The 19,367-nt window shown below is 64.1% G+C and carries 11 protein-coding genes; 9 read left to right on the top strand and 2 right to left on the bottom strand.

Annotation, left to right across the window (positions count from 1 at the left end; all coding sequences use genetic code 11):
• Positions 1–2 precede the first annotated feature (2 nt).
• A complete protein-coding gene (locus tag KP701_RS04795; RefSeq protein WP_215746051.1) occupies positions 3–1,631 on the top strand; it encodes a tetratricopeptide repeat protein in 1,629 nt (542 codons plus the stop codon).
• A 3-nt stretch (positions 1,632–1,634) separates the two neighbouring features.
• On the opposite strand, the gene KP701_RS04790 is transcribed toward KP701_RS04795, so the two are convergent.
• Positions 1,635–5,780 (bottom strand): translocation/assembly module TamB domain-containing protein, encoded by a 4,146-nt coding sequence (locus KP701_RS04790; RefSeq protein ID WP_215746049.1) that lies wholly within the window; start codon positions 5,778–5,780, stop codon positions 1,635–1,637.
• Positions 5,780–7,939 (bottom strand): autotransporter assembly complex family protein, encoded by a 2,160-nt coding sequence (locus KP701_RS04785; RefSeq protein ID WP_252345404.1) that lies wholly within the window; start codon positions 7,937–7,939, stop codon positions 5,780–5,782. The genes KP701_RS04790 and KP701_RS04785 overlap by 1 nt, the downstream gene beginning before the upstream one ends.
• Positions 7,940–8,244: 305 nt before the next feature.
• Between KP701_RS04785 and KP701_RS04780 the strand changes: the two genes are divergently transcribed.
• From KP701_RS04780 to KP701_RS04745, 8 genes are all read left to right on the top strand, one after another.
• Entirely contained in the window at positions 8,245–9,201 is a 957-nt protein-coding gene (locus tag KP701_RS04780) for a 1-acyl-sn-glycerol-3-phosphate acyltransferase (RefSeq protein ID WP_215746045.1), read from the top strand.
• Between the two features lie 297 nt (positions 9,202–9,498).
• Positions 9,499–10,872: a tRNA (N6-isopentenyl adenosine(37)-C2)-methylthiotransferase MiaB gene (gene miaB, locus KP701_RS04775; RefSeq protein ID WP_371818896.1), complete on the top strand. Its 1,374-nt coding sequence runs from the start codon at positions 9,499–9,501 to the stop codon at positions 10,870–10,872.
• On the top strand, positions 10,866–12,047 hold the full coding sequence (locus KP701_RS04770; RefSeq protein ID WP_215746043.1) for a PhoH family protein: 1,182 nt from the start codon (positions 10,866–10,868) through the stop codon (positions 12,045–12,047). Before miaB ends, KP701_RS04770 begins: the two co-directional genes overlap by 7 nt.
• A complete protein-coding gene (ybeY, locus tag KP701_RS04765) occupies positions 12,016–12,522 on the top strand; it encodes an rRNA maturation RNase YbeY (protein ID WP_215746041.1) in 507 nt (168 codons plus the stop codon). Before KP701_RS04770 ends, ybeY begins: the two co-directional genes overlap by 32 nt.
• Positions 12,519–13,466, top strand: a complete 948-nt coding sequence (locus KP701_RS04760; RefSeq protein WP_062456716.1) for a hemolysin family protein — start codon at positions 12,519–12,521, stop codon at positions 13,464–13,466. The genes ybeY and KP701_RS04760 overlap by 4 nt, the downstream gene beginning before the upstream one ends.
• A 55-nt stretch (positions 13,467–13,521) precedes the next feature.
• A complete protein-coding gene (locus tag KP701_RS04755; protein WP_215746040.1) occupies positions 13,522–14,157 on the top strand; it encodes a thioredoxin domain-containing protein in 636 nt (211 codons plus the stop codon).
• Positions 14,158–14,793, top strand: a complete 636-nt coding sequence (locus KP701_RS04750; protein ID WP_215746038.1) for a thioredoxin domain-containing protein — start codon at positions 14,158–14,160, stop codon at positions 14,791–14,793. It abuts the gene before it with no gap.
• Between the two features lie 34 nt (positions 14,794–14,827).
• Positions 14,828–19,363 (top strand): AAA family ATPase, encoded by a 4,536-nt coding sequence (locus tag KP701_RS04745; protein ID WP_215746036.1) that lies wholly within the window; start codon positions 14,828–14,830, stop codon positions 19,361–19,363.
• Positions 19,364–19,367: the final 4 nt, after the last annotated feature.

Below are 19,367 nucleotides of genomic sequence, written 5' to 3'. Positions count from 1 at the left end.
GCATGTCTGCCAGTCTGGACAGACCAGCCCCTGATGATCCGGCCCTGACCTCCGGAGAAGATCAGCCTACATCAGCCAGCCGTCTGGCCCGGGCACAGGATGCCCTCGCACGCAGGAACCCCGGAGAAGCACTGGCCCTCGCAGGCCCCTCCGCAGACGACGCGACTGAAATCCCGGCCCTGCATTATGTCCGGGCCCGCGCGCTGTTTCAGCTTCACCGCTATGCCGAATGCGCGGAAGAGCTTGAAAAAGCCAGCGCCAATGTCGGCCCCCATGCCATTGCCCTGCTGCTGGACGAAGCCGTTTCCATGCGCCGGCGGGACGATCTGCTGCCGCTGCTGGAAATCTGCCGAAAACGCAAACCCGATGATGCCCGCCTGATGGATGCCGAGGCGACGGTGCTGATCCAGCTCGCACGCTTTGACGAGGCGGAAATCCTGCTGCGCCAGAGTCTGCACCGCCGTCCTGACAACCGCAGCACGCTCAACCTGCTCGCCCTTCTCCTGACGGAAACGGGCCGTTTCGAGGGGGCGCTCGCGGTCATGAACGACCTGCGCGAGAGCGATCCGCAGGACTGGGAACCGATCTGCAACATGGCCTGCATCCTCAGCAGCCTCGGGCGGATGGAAGAAGCAGCCAACCTCTACCGGCAGGCGGTCCCGATGGCGCCGAAAGATCCGCGCCTGCGCCTGAATCATTCCATCACCATGCTCAAGAGCGGACGCATGGCGCAGGGCTGGGCGGAACATGAATGGCGCTTCGGGCTGCCGGGCCATACCAGCATGCCGCTGGACCGCCTCCTGCCCAACATCTCCCCATCGCTTGACCTGAAGGGCAAGCGCGTCCTCGTCACGCAGGAGGAGGGTCTGGGTGATACGCTGATGTATCTGCGCTACATCCCGCCCCTCGCCCGGACAGGCGCCATCGTCCATATCTGGGGCACCGAGACACTGGCGGCGATCTGCGAACGTGTCGCCGGGGTTGCGGAAGTGCAGTTTGGCGGCGAAACGCCGGAATATGACTATCACTGCCCGTTCATCAGCCTGCCCCGTGCCTTTTCCGGCACGCCGGATGCGATGGGAGCGCCCGTTCCCTATCTCAGCGCGGACCGGCGGAAAGCCGAGATGTGGCGACAGCGCCTGCAGGACAATCACAAACTGCGGGTTGGTCTGGTCTGGGCCGGAGCGGCTCGTCCCGAGGACACGGCGGCCTTGATGGTGGACCGCCAGCGTTCCATGCCACTTTCCACCCTTGCTCCACTGGCCGACATTGAGGGCGCGAGCTTCTATTCCCTGCAGAAAGATCGCCCGGCGGAACAGATCCCCGATTTTCCGGGCAAACTGATCAATTTCATGCCCGAATGTCACACCATGGACGACACGGCAGCCCTGATGGTGAACCTCGATATCATCGTCTCGGTTGATACGTCAGCCGTTCATCTGGCGGGCGGACTGGGTAAGCCAGTCATTATGATGGACCGCGTCAACAACTGCTGGCGCTGGCTGCATGGACGTGAGGATACCCCTTGGTATCCGCAGATGACGATCATCCGCCAGACCCGTTTTGCGGACTGGTCGGACGTCGTGGAGCGCGTAAAACGGCGCCTCGAAGACGCCGTTGCCGCACACTAAAGCTCAGTAGCTGTAGCCGTAGGACAGGCCGATGCTCGATCCCGGATCATTTTCCGGCGTCGTGAAGCCCGTGACCTGACCGCCGGTGCCGACCGTGGTGTTGAACTTCAGCCGTTTCGTCAGGTCGATCTGCACCTGCGCCTGCGTGCCGGAGCCGGATGTCGCCTGTTTGGCGCCGACATAAACGCCTTTCATGACGTATTTGCCGGCCTCGACACTGGTGCCTCCATTATCCACGCCGCTGCCACCGCCCACGGCCAGACGGTCCAGCCCCAGCAGGTTGCGGACCTTGCTCAGCGGATCGAAGGCCGAGCCACCCGCAAGCTGCACCACAGCCGCACCAAGCTCAGCAAGCTGCGTGGTGGATAGAGAATGGCTGTCAGTACCGAACAGCAGAATGGACAGGACCTGATCGCGTGGCAGGCTGGGCGTGGAAGCGAAATCGATCTTGGGTGCGCTGGCATAGCCCGTCACCAGAAGGCTGGCGAGCGTCCCGCTGGCGTTGCGGTCGGCCCGGAAATCCAGGGTCGGATCAAGCTTGTGGTTCACGCCAGAGCCGTTGAACGCTACGCGCCCGTTGGTGAAGTTGAGGTTGATCCCGCCCAGGTTGAAATTGCCGCGTTTGAGATCGAAGCCACCGCTGACCGCAGGTTCCGCGCTCGTACCCCGAACGCGCAGACGGCCCTGCATTTCCGCGAAGACGCCATGACCGCGCACGAAGAACTCGCCCGGCGAAATCACGTCCACGCCAAGCCCGATGATCAGGCTCGAGCCGGAACTGGCGGCCAGCTTCTGTCCCGGACGGATGACATCAAGCTGCGGGACGGAGGCGGGCATGGAGTCCGGAATATTGATCGTGGCGTTGGGAATGTTGACTTTCCCGTCCACATCCAGCCGCGTCGTAGCCTGTCCGTGAATATGCAGGTCCGTATTGATCGTCGCGGTCAGCAGGTCACTCGAGACAGGCCGGGCCTTTTCGGACGTAATGTGCAGATCGACCGGAAGATCAGGCCGGAAAGCTCCGACTGTTCCTTCCAGAACGATCGTTCCCGGACCGGCATGGGCGACGATGTGGTTGACGGCAATGCTGTCCCCGGAAGCGACAAGCGCACCATCGATGTGATTGAGATGCACGCCCTGCGCGTAGTGATCGAAGGAGGCATTCTCCAGCGTGATCTGTCCCGTCGCCTGCGGCTGGGCGGCCGTTCCGGCGACATTGAGGTTGATGCCGACCTTGCCGGCCATTCCCATGCCGCTGGCCCCGAGAACAGCATTGCCCACGGACAGATCAACATGCCCCGTGGTCGCAAGCGCCATCGCACCCGTGCTGGAAAGCGGCGCTGTGCCCCGCACGGCCAGCGCGACGGACGGACCGGCGCCGAGGGTCGCATCGACCTTCGCGGAGCTGCCGGCGAGACCCACATTGGCCAGGATCTGCGCAGCCGGAAGGGACGCCGCAGGCCCGGTCCGCATCCGCAGGTCACGCCCGCTCAGCGAGACCGTGCCCGTCGGCGCGGCCAGCGTCCCGCCGAGTTTGGCGTTAAGCGAAATCGCACCTGTGGCCGACAGATCGGGCGCGAAGGGTTTGGCGATCGCAGGCGTGATGTGGTCCAGACTCGCCGTCAGGGCGAGCGCCGGTTTTAGCGTTCCCGCCACATCGATCGTCGCAGGTGCGACACCCTGCGGGGCTACCGTTGCCAGAAGATGATCTACACCCATCGTCTTGCCGAACGACACCACCGCGGGCCGGCTCAGGCGCAGGCTCTCGCCCTTGGCCAGCGCCGTCAGCTGCCCGAGGCGCACCGTCTTTTCGGGAACGTTCAGCACAAGCGCCGTGTCGATATTTGCCGGAGCGTCCATCACGTTCTGGAAGGCTGCATTCAGGGCAATGGCCATTGCGGTCTGCGGGCCCTTGATCGTGGCATGCGCCTTGCCCGTCATGGCCTGATAGCGCATCCCGGCCAGATCCAGCACGAGGGACGGCTCAGGCGCGTCAATGGGATTGGTGATGGTGCCGCTGACCTTCAGGGACTGGACGGCGGCCTGCGCCATCGACAGCATCCCATCGAGCCCCAGCCTGACGACAGGCGGCGCGCCTTCGGCTTCCGTCGTGTGCAGGCCCAGCGTCAGATGGCCTGAAATCGCCTGCCCGATCAGACGCCGGAAATCGCCCAGATTACGGATCGAGACGTCCAGATCCCCGAGTGGCACCTTTGCCCCCTTGGGCAGGCGAAGTTTGCCCTTCCCGCTCAGACTGTTCCAGTCCAGCGTGTTGAGATCCAGATGGTACGCGCCTGCATCGTCCTGCTGAAGGGCAGTGTCGAGCACAAGCGGTGCATGATCCAGCGTGCCCTTGGCGGTCAGTGTTCCATCGGGATGGGACGGCAGATGCTGGAAATCCGCATGAAGCTCCACCGGCCCCTTCGCAACCTGTTTCGTGCCGAAATCCCCGTTCAGGTCGGCCTTGACCGCCAGATCATCGGTCGGGCCATCCGCCGTGGCCGTCAGCGTCGTATTGCCAAGAATGGCGGGACTGGCTTTTGCAAGATCGGGGAGCTGGACAGAGGCTTTTGTCTGCATCCGGTTGCCATGGGCCATATCGATCACGGACGACACCAGCATATGCAGGGCCGCCCCATCCAGCCCGAAGCTTTTCAGCGTCAGGATATTGGCGGGCGATTTCGTCAGATCGAGCGAGAACGTACCCGTCTTGCCGATCAGGTTCACGGCCTGTGCCTGACCGCCCGTGATCGCGAGCGTCCCCGTGCTTTTCAGCGTCAGGTCATCCTGCTTCGCAACCGGCATGGCAAAATCAGCATGCAGCCCTGCACTGCCTTTGAGGTCCGTACTGCCCATGGCGGCCAGCGGATGCAGGTCTGGCAGGTCGAGATCCAGATGCCCTTTCGCCGCAGGCTTCAGATCCGCCGTGGCCGCAGCATGGAGCAGCGGATGATCCAGCTTCGCCACGATCGGCGAGGATGGCGCCAGCGGGTGCGCCAGAACATCCAGCGTCAGGGGGGCCGCGGCCAGAAGTGTTGGCTGGGAGCCCGGAATCCGTAAGCCATCCAGCGTGGCAGTCAGATGGCCGGTCGTATCCTGTGCCGGAACCCCTTCCACACCCTCGAACTGCGCATGCAGATGCCCGATGGCCGCACCTGCCGCCGTCAGGGAATCGATATCCAGAACGCCCTGCCCGTTCGGCGCCGTCAGCGGACCATGCAGATCTGTGTCCAGCGCGATCGTATTCCACGCAATGCCTGGTCGCAGCGTCATGGACGGCGCATTGGCCTTCACATGCAGATCGCCGACAAGGGTCAGCAGGTTCATCGTCCCGCTGGCGGAAGCCTTGATCGGACCTGCACCCAGCCCGAAATCCAGTACCGCGGCCGTACGCGGCCCGTTGAGGTTCAGGTGCAGATCCATCGGATCGAGCTGCGGCATCTGCCCGAGTGTCGTAGTAAAACCGTTATCGCCTTCTTGAAACCGTACCCCGACTGCAATGCGCTTCTTCGGCGTCTGGACGTTCAGTGTCAGACTGCCCGGCTGATCGAGCCGTTTCAGGGCCAGCGCCACGTCCATGACCGGCAGCGTCTTCACCGTAACACCATCCAGAAACGGCGCGATGCTATGGATATGCGCATGACCGTCCAGCGAGAAGGCAGTCGGCGTAACGGTATAGTCCGGCCCGATCTCCAGGCGCCCGACATGCAGCGACGCCAGATCGACACGCAGATGCAGCTTCGACGGCGCGGTGCTGGTGGTCGTGGGCTTTGTGGGCGTCGTATCCGGAGCTGAGACCATCTTGCGCAGGACGGCGATCCGCGAAGCGCTCAGAGTCGTAATCCTCGCATCCAGATGCAGCAGCGACAGCGGCGACCAGCGCAGATCGGCATTGTCCAGCTCGATCCAGGGGCCTTTCGTATCCTTGATCAGCAGTTTCGCCACCGCCAGATGATGCGGCAGGAAGCCCGAAAGCCCGGAAATCTCGACCATGCCTCCCGTCAGCGGGCCGATCTTCCGCTCGATCAGGCGCTGTCCGGGCGAGATGTTGATCCCGACCAGAACACCCGTAACTGCCACGGCCACGAGCCCAGCAGGCACGATGACCAGACCGGCCGCAACACGGAGAAGAATCCTGCGAACACGCATCAGAACGTCTCCCCGAGGCCGAAATACAGTTCCCATTTATCGCCGTAAGCCGGACGGTTCATCGGCAGCGCCACATCCACGCGGATCGGCCCGATCGGCGTGAAATACCGTACGCCGCCGCCATAACCGACCCGCAGCGTGCCCTGTCCCGGCCGCGATCCCGTGCCGACCTGACCGGCATCCACGAACCCGGCAAAGCCCAGATTCATGGGCAGGCGCTGACGGAACTCGACGCTGCCTGCATCCATGGACGTGCCACCGATGCCGTATTTCGTCTTGCCATATTGCGGCCCGACACCCTGATAGCGGAACCCGCGCACGGTGGCCGGACCACCGGCATAGAGCCGCTGATCGGGGGGAATCTGGTAGGTGGACGCGCCCTGCACCGAACCCACGATGCCACGCACCGCAATCACGCTGCGTCCGGGGCGCGAAATACCGAGATGCTTCAGATCGAAATAGGTCGAGACCTGCGCTGACAGCAGCGTGAAGAAGGACGATCCGCTCTCAAGCGATTCCGAAGGTGTCACCGAAAAAGAGGCGCGGACGCCATGCGTCGCCGGATCGATCGGGTTGGAGAGCTGGGTGTTGTCGAATGTGGCGTTCAGGGGGGCTGCGATGATGAAGTAGCTCCGCGTATCGCCGAACTGCTGGATCTGTTCCTGCTCCCCCATCACGCCGCCCGAGATGTTCCAGTATTTTCCGACATGGCGGTTCAGCCCCGCGCGGCCGATGATGGCGGTCTGGTGATAGGAATAGAGAAGCTGGCGGATGCCTTCGAGACGCACGCTCAGGTTCTGCCCCTTGGACAGGAAATCCGGCTTCATGAAGTCCGCATAGACGTCATAACCCAGCCCCTGCTGGGCGGAGCCGCCAAGCCCCGTGATCAGGGCCGTCAGACGAAGCTGCTCGGCATTGCCCAGAAGGTTGTGATGCGTCCAGCTCACACCAACGCGCCCGCCGAGATCGGTCGAGTATCCGATTTCGGCAGACAGGGTCCGCCGCTTGGCTTCCTTGAACCCGAATTCGATCGGCATGGCCTGAAGGATGCCGGGCATGAGGGTACGCGAAGGCGGAAGGGTAATGATCGGCGGGGCATTGCGGACCTGAACGGACGCAAAAACGCCCGTACTCGCCAGATCCTGCCGCGCGGCTTCGATCCGGGAAGGGCGATAAAGCTCGCCTTCCTTCAGTTCCAGCCGGTTCATGAGATAGCGCTGTCTGGTATGCACCAGCCCCGTCATGCTGATCGGGCCGATCACCACCTTTGGCCCGCGGTTCACCCGGAACACGATATCCAGCGTATGCGTCTGGGGCTTCAGATAGGCCAGAGGGGTCGAGACACTCGCCGTGGCATAGCCTTCTTCCTGAAGCTGGTTGAGCAGGCTGTTCTGTGCGGCCAGGACATCCGCCGCAACGGCAGGCTGCCCCGAAGTCAGGCCGAACGCCTTGCGCTCTTCGGGCAGGAGCGTGACGGGTTGCGCCTGGGCAATCGCCTGCTCGGATGTCGCGGCAACTGTTGTGGTCGCGGGTGTCGGGGACGCAGTTTTCTGGTCCGGAGTCCCGCTGGCGGACGTTTTTGCAGCGGATGTTTTCACAACGGGCGCTTTCAGCGCAGGCTGCGACATGGCGGATACCGTGGGTGTCGTCGGAGCAGGTGCTGCAACGGATGCGGCGGGGGCTTCCTGTGGCGGCGTGGTCAGCGCCACATTTCCCAGACTGAACCTCGGCCCGATCGTGGCCGAAATCGTAATCGCGACCTTCTGGTTCTTGCCGAGCGCCTTAAGAATATCCGGGAGGGACGGATCCCTGCCATCCACGGTCCGCGCACCCGCCTTGACGCTGATCTTCACAGACCCCGCATAATATCCCTGCGATTCAAGCGCGCTGTTGACGCGATCATAATCGCTGCGGATCCGCCCGGCGAGCGCATACGCTCCGACGGTGTGGGACGTCTGAAGGGATTTGAGCTGCGAGGATGCGGCGATCGCTGCGTCCAGATCCGCCTGTTTCGTCGGCGTCAGCGTTACGGCATAGGGAATGGCAGGATCGGACGTGCCATCCGTCACCGGCTTTGTATTTGCCGCCGCTTTCGACGCCTTCGCTTCTGCCGGCAAGGGCGCGCAGAACACCGTCACGATGCCCAGAATGCAGGACATCGAAGCAACTGACACAGAAAAAGAAACTGGGCTGCGGCCTGACTTCACCGTGCGTCCTGAAATCCGTCTTGAGGGCATTTCCGGCCTTGTGAAAACCGGAACACGAGAGCGCAGACCGAACAAGGCGGCTGCTACCATCCGAGGAACCTTGCACGGCGCTCCCTGTCAAGTCCTCCCGGACAGGAGCGGTCCGGAAAACTGCCCTGCACCGGCAGCGCCCAGCAGACAACCCGACAGGCAGGCCGACAAACAAGCCAACAAACAAGATTGTGTCCCCCCCGCGAAAACCGTATCACTCAGCACCCATGTCCCATCGTGATGCCAAGACCCCGAACGGCCGGCGCGGTCACAACCGCCCTGTCCTGGAGGGAAAACCCGACTTTCCGGCCTCCCGGCCGACAACGTCGACCACCCTGTACAGCCGCCTGCGCTGTGCCGGGCGCCTGTCGCTTGTCCTGATCTGGGCGTTCTGGGCGTGCAGCATGCAGGCGATCCTCGTGCGTCTGCCCGGGCGCCTCAAAATCATGATGCCCCGCATTTTCTGGAAGGGTGTCTGCCGGATTCTCGGCATCCGGATCAGGGTCATCGGGCACAGTGCCGGAGGCGTGCGCACGGCACGGGACGTGCGCGAAGGCAAGCGGCCGGTCGTGTTCGTGGCCAATCACTGCTCCTGGCTGGACATCGCCATCATCGGAAGCACCCTGCCCGTCGTGTTCGTGGCCAAGGGCGAAGTCGGCAAATGGCCCCTCATCGGGACAGCCTCGCGACTGGGCCGCACCATTTTCGTCAGCCGCAACCGTCAGGAAACCGGACGCGAGCTTCATGACATGGCTGCGCGCCTGTGGGATGGCGACGATATCGTGCTGTTCCCCGAAGGCACATCTTCGGACGGCTCGCGCGTCCTGCCGTTCCTGTCCTCGTTCTTTGCCGTCGCCAAACCCGGCCGTCTGGAACAGGTCGGCATGCCCAAGGCCCCGCCTGTCCTGATCCAGCCCGTCTCCGTCGTCTATGACAGCCTTGAAGGCCTGCCGGTCGGTCGGAGCCGTCGGAACGTCTTCTCATGGTACGGCGACATGGACCTTGCGCCGCATCTGTGGTCCTTCGGCCAGTGGCGCTCCATGGGCGCGTCGCTCATGCTGCATGACCCGATCACGCCGGATGATTTCCGCTCCCGCAAGGATCTGTCCCGCGCCACCTTCGAAGCCGTCAACAACGGTGCCGCAGAGCTGCGTCGCGGTGAGCCGAAAGTGACCGGGTCCTGAAAATCTGCGCCAGAACCGGGCGAACAATCAGGTTTATCTTGACTTGAAGCCTGCCCCCGCGTCACCTTCGGAGCACGACACGACAGCAATCCGGCTTTCGTGTCCGGAGGTGGTGATACCCATTCAGGCCCGTCTGACCATCCGTCGGCCCATCGCATTCGGGACGCCGTTCCCCGGAACAGGCTTGACCGCGCGGATGCCTACCCCGATGTGTGTGCCTGATTCTGCCATTCCCGGACCGAGACCTTGACTGCCTCCACTTCCCCAGCCGTGCCTGCCTCTTCCGACACCGCGCCCATCGGACATGCTCCACGGGGCCTTCATGTCATTACATGGGGCTGCCAGATGAATGTCTATGACAGCGCACGCATGGCCGATGTCCTGCGCCCGCTGGGCTATGGACCGGTTGAGCGGCCTGAAGACGCGGACATGGTCATCCTCAACACCTGCCATATCCGCGAACGGGCGACTGAAAAGGTCTTTTCCGAGCTTGGACGCCTGCGCAAGATCCGTGACGAGCGGATGAACAATGGTGCGGACCGCACCATCATCGCTGTTGCGGGATGCGTGGCCCAGGCCGAGGGTGAGGTCATCCTCTCCCGTGCGCCCTATGTGGATCTGGTGCTCGGACCGCAGACCTATCACAAGCTGCCCGAAATGGTGGCCCGTGCGGCACGCGCCGGTGGTGCTGTGATCGAGACCGACTTCCCCGTCGAGCAGAAGTTTGACTTCCTGCCCACAGATGCCGCTCCCCAGACGCAGGGCAATCTCACGGCGTTCCTCACCATTCAGGAAGGCTGCGACAAGTTCTGTTCGTTCTGCGTGGTGCCCTATACCCGTGGCGCGGAAACGAGCCGCCCGGTCGCTTCGGTGCTTGCCGAAGCGCGCCGGATGGCGGAAAGCGGCGTGCGCGAGATCACGCTGCTCGGACAGAACGTCAATGCCTATCACGGCGATGATGGCCAGGGCGGAAGTGCGACGCTGGCGGGGCTGGTCGAACAGCTCGCACAGATCCCCGGTCTGGGCCGCATCCGCTACATGACGTCCCACCCGCGCGACGTGGACCAGAGCCTGATCGACGCGCACCGGGACAACCCGGCGCTCATGCCGTTCCTGCATCTGCCCGTGCAGAGCGGCTCGGACCGGATCCTCAAGGCCATGAACCGCGGCCACACGGCGGACGAATACCGCGAGAGCGTCCGCAAGCTGCGCGAGGCCCGTCCGGATCTGGCTCTGTCTTCCGATTTCATCGTCGGCCATCCCGGCGAGACGGAAGAGGATTTCGAAGCGACCATGCAGCTCGTGCGCGATATCGGTTTCGCCATGGCCTACAGCTTCAAATATTCCCCCCGTCCCGGTACGCCGGCTGCCGGCCAGCCAATGCAGGTCCCCGAGGACGTGAAGGATCGCCGTCTGGCCGAACTACAGGCACTTCTGCGCGAGCAGCAGGACGCCTTCAATGCCGACATGGTCGGAACGGTGCAGGAAATCCTCGTGACGAACCGGGGCCGCAAGCCCGGGCAGATCGCTGGGCGGTCGCCTTATCTGCAACCCGTTCATTTCGACGGACCGGATCATCTGATCGGGTCCACCGTCAAGGTCGCCATCACCACGCGCCGCACCAATTCCCTGGGCGGCACTCTGATCCGGGAGACAGCCTCCGCTTGCTGACAACGCACCCGACCCGTCCCGTCGCCACCAGCAGTGGCTCCGAAGGCAATCGCACCGTTGCCCTTCGCTTCAACGACAACATCCTGCTCCAGCGCCTGCTGGGGGACCATGACCGGCATCTCGTCCGGCTTGAGGAAGGATTCGACGTCAAACTGTCCTGCCGTGGCAACAAGATCGCCATTTCCGGAGAGACGGAATCGGTCGGCCGTGCACAGGCGGCCATCATCGCGCTGTACAACCAGCTCGAACAGGGTGGCACGATCGATGCCTCGCAGGTCGATGGCGTGATCCGCCTGACGGCCCTGCCGAGCCGCCCGGAACGCCCGGTCGACACAAGGCAGGCCCGCCCTGTTCCCGAAGAACGTCCGCGCGGCAACAACGGTCATCGGCGTCCGGAAAAGGGTCATGGCAAGCCACAGAACATGCCCACAACGGCCTTCGGGGACCTGCCCGCCATCAAGACCAAGCGCGGCGTCATCGCACCCCGCTCACATGGTCAGGCAGCCTATATGGAAATGCTGGCCAATACCGACATGGTGTTCGGCATCGGCCCGGCCGGTACAGGCAAGACCTATCTGGCCGTGGCACAGGCCGTGGGCATGCTCCTCGCCGGACAGGTCGACCGGATCATTCTCTCGCGTCCGGCCGTCGAGGCCGGCGAGCGCCTCGGCTTCCTGCCCGGCGACATGCGCGAAAAGATCGATCCCTATCTGCGTCCGCTCTATGACGCCCTGCATGACATGATGCCGGGCGATCAGGTGGTGCGCCGCATGGGGACGGGTGAGATCGAAGTGGCGCCGCTCGCTTTCATGCGCGGCCGTACCCTCGCTCATTCCTACGTCATTCTGGACGAAGCCCAGAATACGACCGCAGCCCAGATGAAGATGTTCCTCACCCGCATGGGCGAAGGCACACGCATGGCCATTACGGGCGATCTGAGTCAGATCGATCTGCCGAATGGTGTATCATCCGGTCTGCGTGAAGCGGTCGAGACCCTTGAAGGCATCAAGGGAATCGGCATCACGCGCTTTTCTTCCGAAGATGTGGTGCGCCATCCGCTGGTTGCCCGTATCGTCGATGCCTATGAACAGAAAGCGCCAGCCCCCCGGGACGTCTTCCGGAACAGGCTGCGCCGGGAAAACAATGGAACCTCCAAGTCGACACGCCGGTACTGACATCATTATCGAGGACGCGCGCTGGCGCGCCTCGGTTCCGGGGACGGAGCGTGCAATCCGGCGCGCCCTCGTCGCGGTCGCCCGTCAGGGTGGACCCGACTTCACGCAGTCTCCGGCTCCTTCGATCCTTCTGGCGACAGACCGGATCGTCAAGCGCCTCAATGCGCGCTTCCGGGACAAGAACAAGCCCACGAACGTCCTGACGTTCGAGCCGCTTTCGCCCGTGCATGGCGGAGACATCGTGCTGGGTTATGAAACCGTGCGCCGCGAAGCCGCGGCTGCCCGGCGCTCGCTGCGGGCGCATCTGTCGCATCTTGTGGTGCATGGGGCACTGCATCTTGCCGGTTACGATCATCATCATCCCGGCGAGGCCCGGGAAATGGAAGGAATTGAGACCCGTACCCTGCGGTCCCTCGGTTTTGGGGATCCTTGGCGCCAGGGAAACTGGCAGCAGGCTGGGAGTGTCCGGATATGAGTGACGATTCACACGACCGCCCGACCGAAGAATCGGGCAAGAGCCGCCCTTCCCGCGGCCTTTTCGGACTTTTCAACCGCCGCGGACGCGATCAGGGCCTGCGCGAGTCCATCGCCACCCTCGTTCAGGAAGCCGGACAACCGACCGAGGATGCCGGCGACGAGCCGGAACTCGACCGGCAGGAACGCGCCCTCATCATGAACGTGCTGCGTCTGCGGGACATCACGGCGGATGACGTCATGATCCCGCGCGCGGACATCGTCGCCATGCCCGAGGCCCTCCCCTTCAACGAAGCGCTGGACCTGATGCGCCGGGAAAACCATTCCCGCCTTCCGGTCTATCGCGACCAGCTCGATGACATCGCGGGCATGATCCATGTGAAGGACCTGATCGCCTATGTCGGCGATCCGGAAGCCTTCGACATCCGTCCTCTGCTGCGCCAGCCGCTCATGATCGCCCCGACGATCCCGGTACTGGACCTGCTCCTCCAGATGCGTCAGCGCCAGATGCACATGGCGCTCGTCATCGACGAATACGGCAGCATCGACGGTCTGGTGACGATCGAGGATCTGATCGAGACCATCGTGGGCGATATTTCCGACGAGCATGACGATCCGGTCACGACCATGTGGGTGGAACGGCCGGATGGCTCGTTCGACATCGATGCCCGCCTGCCCGTCCGGCAGCTTGAGGAACGGCTTGGCGCCGTGCTGACGGATGCCGAACGCGAGGCCGAGATCGAGACGGTCGGTGGGCTGGTGTTCCGTCTGGCCGAGCATGTCCCGGCCAAGGACGAGGTGCTGACCCATGAAAGCGGCCTGGAATTCCGGGTACTGGACGCGGATGCCCGGCATATCCGTTCCCTGCGCATGCGGGTTCCGGAAGGCTGGGAAAACAAGCCTCTTCCCGCTCTCAAGACGCAGGAAGATGACCGGGGCTCTTGACGGAGCCCCCGGTTCATCGTTCGAGTATCACATCGTTTCCAGCGGAGCCCCGCCCATGTCTGCCGACCAGCCTCTCGGCCGCCGTACCCTTCTCGCTTCCGGAATGGCCCTTGTGGCCAGTTCGGCCGTGCCGTTTGCACGGGCGGATGACCTGCCCGCCAGCGATCCGCGCATGGGGCCGCGGGTCATCGGCTCTCCGGATGCAAAGGTGATCGTGGACGAGTGGTTCTCGCTGACCTGTTCGCACTGCGCCCATTTCGCGCAGGAGATCTTTCCCCAGATCCGCAAGAACCTGATCGACACGGGAAAGATCCGCTACCGCTTCCATGACTTCCCGCTCGATCAGGTCGCCCTGCTGGCATCCATGGTCTCACGCTCCCTGCCCGCCGAACGCTACGAGCCCTTCGTGACGGATCTGCTGGTCCATCAGGACGAGTGGGCCTTCGCCCAGAACATTGACCCCGTGGCGGAGCTGAAGAAGCGCGCAGCGCTGTTCGGCGTGAGTGCTGCCGAATTCGACAAAATCAATGCCGATAATGCCCTGCGCGAGTCCATTATCAACAGGCAGGACCGTGACGGCGCTTTCCTCCAGATCCAGGGCACGCCATATTTCCGCATCAATGATGTTCCCGCGCCCGACGTGGTGGGGAGCTATGATGATTTCGCCAAAGCAGTTGCAAAGGCTTCCTGAATGACCCGTCTTTCCCTTTCCCGCCGCTTTTTCGTCTCTGCCGCGCCGGCTCTCGCCGTGGCCGGAACTGCCGCCGGCACGGCCCGCGCGGCTGGTACAGGCTCGACCGATGCCCGGCTGAGCCCGCGTATCATCGGCAACCCGGATGCCAAGGTCCTGGTTCAGGAGTGGTTCTCCCTGACCTGCACGCACTGTGCCCATTTCGCGACGGAAGAGTTCCCCAAGATCAAGGAACAGCTCATCGATACCGGCAAGATCCGCTATCAGTTCCATGATTTCTGCGGCGATCGCGTCGGCCTGACGGCGGCCATGGTGGCCCGTTCCCTGCCGGAAGAGCGTTACGTCCCCTTCCTCGAAGCCCTGTTCTCCAGCCAGATGCAGTGGGCCTTCGCTGCCGGGGGCGATCCGATGCAGCGCCTGCAGCAGATGTCCGCCCTCGCCGGCGTTTCGGCTGCGCAGTTCGACGCCATCAGCAAGGACAACGTGTTCGCCGAAGCCCTGTTCGATCAGGTGAAGAAGGATTCGGACACCTACAACATCCAGGGCACGCCGTATTTCCGCTTCAACAACACGCATTACGACCAGGATCCGGAAACCTACGAAAAGTTTGCCGATCTCGTCGCCAAGGCATCCTGATCCCAGAACATAGGACCAGTATTTCCATACCCTGATGTCGAGCCGCGCCACGACGATCGACCGCCTGAGCATTGGCGGTTTCAAGAGTTTCGCCGATGAGGTGCGTCTCGATATCCTTCCGGGCCTGACGGGGATCATCGGGCCGAACGGCTGCGGCAAATCCAATGTCGTCGAAGGCCTGCGCTGGGCCATGGGCGAAACCTCCGCCCGCGCCCTGCGGGGCGGGGAGCTTGATGACCTGATCTTCGCGGGCACCGGCGCGCGCTCGGCCCGCAATATCGCTCAGGTCACACTTCATCTCAGCAATGCGGCCGGTCTGGCCCCGTCCCCGTTTCAGGACGCGGACGAACTGGAAATCAGCCGGCGTGCAGAGCGTGGATCGGGTAGCGAATACCGCATCAACGGCCGCGTCATGCGTGCGCGTGATGTGCAGACGCTATTTGCGGATCTGGCATCCGGCGCCCGCAGTTCCGCCATCATCAGCCAGAACCGCGTCGGCCAGCTTATCGCGGCCAAACCTGAGGAACGGCGCCTGCTGCTCGAAGAGGCCGCGGGCATCACCGGCCTGCACGCCCGGCGTCATGACGCCGAACTCAAGCTGCGCCAGACCGAGACGAACCTCTCCCGCGCCGAAGACCTGCGCCTTCAGCTTGAGGAACGCCTCGAAAGTCTTGAAGGCCAGACCGTTCAGGCCCGGAAATACCGCGAGATTTCCGAAAAAATCCGCCAGACGGAAACCGAGCTTCACGCCCTGCTCCATGCCCGCGCCAATCTGGCTGTCCAGCGCAGCCGGGACGATCTGGCAAAGGCCCGCGAGGATCTGAAAAAGGCCGAGCAGGCCGCAGAAGACGCCGCTACGGCTGAGTTCGAAGCCCGCAAGGCTGCCCCGCAGGCCCGCGAGGAAACGGACCGTCTTCGCAGCGCTCTGGAGCGGCTGAAGGTCCAGTCCGAAATCCTGAAGCAGGATCTCGACCGCGCCCGGCAGACCGAGTCCGACACCCGCCTGCGCCTTGAACAGGCCGAAGGAGACCTGACCCGAAGCGAAGCCAGTCTGACGGCGGACCGGGAAGCCCGGCAGAATGCCACGGAAGAACGTGCAGGCCTTGAAGCCGAGATGGCCGCCCTGCCCGGCCTGCGCTCATCCTGCACAGCAGAGTGCGAACGTCTTGATGCCCTCGAAAAGGAGCAGGCCCTCGCTCTGGAAAACGCGACCCGCCTGCGTGATGCCGAAGCCATCCGCAGAGACGGCGTCATGGAAGGGCTGGATGCCCTGACCCTTCGTCTGAATGCGGAAATCGGCGCGCTGGACGCTCTGGAAGCGGAAATCGCCGCACTGGATCAGGCGACACCCGATCACGACACACTGGAGACGCTGCGCCAGAAAGCCGCGTCGATGCAGGAACAGTCGCAGCTTGCCCGCCGTCGGGAACAGGACTGCACGACTGCGTTGCAGGACGCGCGTCTCAAGGCCGAACTGGACGGACGGGCGCTCGCTGAAGGCAGAAGTCGCCTCGAAGCACTTCAGGCCACGGAAGCCGATCTGGACAGACGCCTTCAGACAACACAGACTCAGATCACGCAGGACCGGGCCACACGGGATGCCGCTCAGGCCGCACTGCTGACCGGGAACGCAAGAGCCGAGCTTGAAGCGGCCCGCGACAGCACGGCACAGGCGCTGACCGAAGCCCAGGCGCGGGAAAATCACGCCAGGCAGGAGCAGGAGCGGCTCGGTGCCCTCTGGCTGGAAGCCCGGGCGGCAGCGGAAGAAGGCACGCAGCGTCGCAAGGCGCTTCTCCGAACCGTCGAACAGGCTCGGCAGGCCCTGGATCAGGCACGGCAGAAAGCTCAGTTGGCCACTACGGCAGAAACAACGGCCCGCGCCGGCCTTGTGCCCGAACAGGCCGTTCAGGATGCCAGCAATACCGTCACGCAGGCCGAAGAACGCCTGACGGCTCTGCAAAAAGCCCTCACCGAGGCGGAAGACACACTGGGAGAGAGGCGCGAGCAGGAAACGCAGGCCCGACAGGCCCTGTCTGCGCTGGAAACGCTTATCCTGCGCACAAAGGGCGAATGCGAGGGGCTGGAGCAGAGCCTCAACGCCGTTGCCGCCCAGCCTGAGCCGCTGGAAGACGCGCTGGACCTCCCGGCAGACATGGCCCGTGCCGTCGCGGCAGTACTGGCGGACGGGCTGGACGCGTCCCTTGCCCCCGAAAACGTTCCCGCCGACCGGCGCTGGCGCTCTCTGGACCGGCTGACCGTCGCTGAACTGGCGGGCTGTCGTCCGCTCTCAGACCTTGTTCAGGCCCCTGCGGCGCTGCAACGCTGTCTGGACGCCGCATTCCTGCTTGAGGATGCCAGCGCCGGACCGGACCTGCAGAAAACCCTTCACCCGGGACAGGTTCTGGTCTGCCGCAGCGGCGCGCTCTGGCGCTGGGATGGATTTACCCGCTCTGCCGATGCCCCGGATGCCGGAGCCGCCCGGCTGGAGCAGCGACGCCGTCTGACGGAAGCCCATGCCCTGCTTCAGTCCCATCAGGCCGATCAACCCCGCCTGAGCAAGGCCTGCACCATAGCCATCGAGGCGCGCGAACAGGCCGAAACCGCACTCGCGGCCCTGCGCCGCGACCGCACAGCGCTGGAGCCGCAGCTTACCGAAGCCCGGACCGTGGCATCGCGGATCGAGCAGAAAGCGGCCTTGGCCCGCACCCAGTGGGAACAGGCTGCGGAACGCCTGAAGGACGCCGAATCCGCACTGGAAACCGCCGGGAATGCAGCCACGCAGGCCGATGCCGAACTGGAAGCCCATCCCGCTCCCGACGACCTGCTGCTCAGGGCGCAGACCAGCGCTCAGGACGCTGAAAACGCCCGCAATGCCCTGCGAGACGCCAGCAGCAAACTTCAGGATGTGCGGATTGCCGCGGACACCGCAGCACGCGCCCTGGATCAGGCCCTTCTGCGACATGACAGCACGCTTACCCGCCTGCGGGATCTGGATGAGGGGCTGACGCGGCTGGAGCAGGAGCATGAGCGTCTGACGGCCCAGCGTGTTGCGCTCCAGCAGCAGGATAACCGGCCCGATATCCCCGCACTGGAAGCCTCTGCCCAGGCCTCGCAGAAGGTTTTCGATCAGGCGCGTTCCTCTGCCGAGATCGCATCGCAGGCGGCACGGGAAAGCCGCGAAGACGCCGCCCGGCTGACGCGGGAGCTTCAGGCGCTCGACCAGTCCGCCACAACGGCCCTCGCCCGGCGTTCCGCGCTGGAGCCGCGTCAGCGGGAGCTGCACGCCCTCGTCAGCCGCCTGCGTGACGATCATGCCAGACGAACGGCCGAACTGGCCGAGAGGCCCGATCCTGCGATGCTGGAACAGGCTGTTCTGGACGCCACGACGCTCCTTCACGAAACCCGCCATCTGCTGGACGCCGCCCGGACCGAAAGCGGCCGCCTCTCTCTTGAAGACGTCCGTCTGACGGGCGCGCTGGCCGCGGTTCGCGCCCGGCTTGAGGCACTAGGCACCCGGATCGCCGGCGAAGAAGCCAGCCTTGCGCATCTGAGGAGCCGACGGGACGAGCTGCGGGACAGCTTTCAGACGCACAGCGCAGTGCCTGCCGAGCTGGAACGGAAACTTTCCGGTCATGACCAGACCCTGACAGATGCCCAGAACGCCTATGACGCGGCACGCGCCCGGGATGAAGCGGCAGGTGCTGCCGGGTTGGAAGCACAGGAGCAGCGCCGCAACGCCGACCTCGCACTCGCGGCAGGACGCGAAGCAATCGCACGCCTGACCGAACGCGCCGAGCAGGCCGTCGCCGCCCGCGAGCGCCTGCTGGCCGACAGCGAACCTCCCGAAGGCGGGGCACAGGGCGCTGCTTACCCGTCCGACCTTTCCGAACAGGCCGAGACCTCGACCCGCCGCCGCCTTTCCCGCCTGACCCGCGAGCGCGAAGACCTGGGTGCGGTCAATCTGCGGGCCGAAGCCGAGTTCGAGGAAGCGCGCGAAACAGCCGAGACCATCGCCCGCGAGCATGCCGAACTGACGGCGGCCATCAACAGGCTGCGCGGCGGGATCGGCACGATCAACCGCGAAGGGCGCGAACGCCTGCAGGCGGTCTTCTCGGAAGTGGACCGGCATTTCCAGTCCCTGTTCGCACGCATGTTCGGCGGCGGACGCGCGCATCTGGGCATGGTCGGCAGCGACGATCCGCTGGAAGCCGGGCTGGAAATCTTTGCCCAGCCGCCGGGCAAGAAGCTCTCGACGCTGTCCCTGCTTTCCGGTGGCGAGCAGGCCCTGACCGCGCTTTCGCTGATCTTCGCGACTTTCCGCTGCAACCCCGCGCCCATCTGCGTGCTCGATGAAGTCGATGCGCCGCTGGATGATGCGAATGTCGAGCGTTTCTGCTCCCTGCTGTCCGACATGACGAAGGAAGCCGGCACGCGCTTTCTGGTCGTGACGCATCATCAGCTGACCATGGCGCACATGGATCGTCTTTATGGTGTCACGATGCAGGAACGTGGTGTAAGCCGGGTCCTGTCAGTCGATCTGGGGGGCGCCGTCGCGCTTGTGGACGGCTGAGGTC

This window comes from Gluconobacter sp. P1C6_b, from assembly GCF_018811945.1.
In the GTDB taxonomy this organism is placed as follows: Bacteria; Pseudomonadota; Alphaproteobacteria; order Acetobacterales; family Acetobacteraceae; genus Gluconobacter.
Note: the sequence above shows the minus strand (reverse complement) of the source record. Positions and strands in the feature narration are given on the sequence as shown.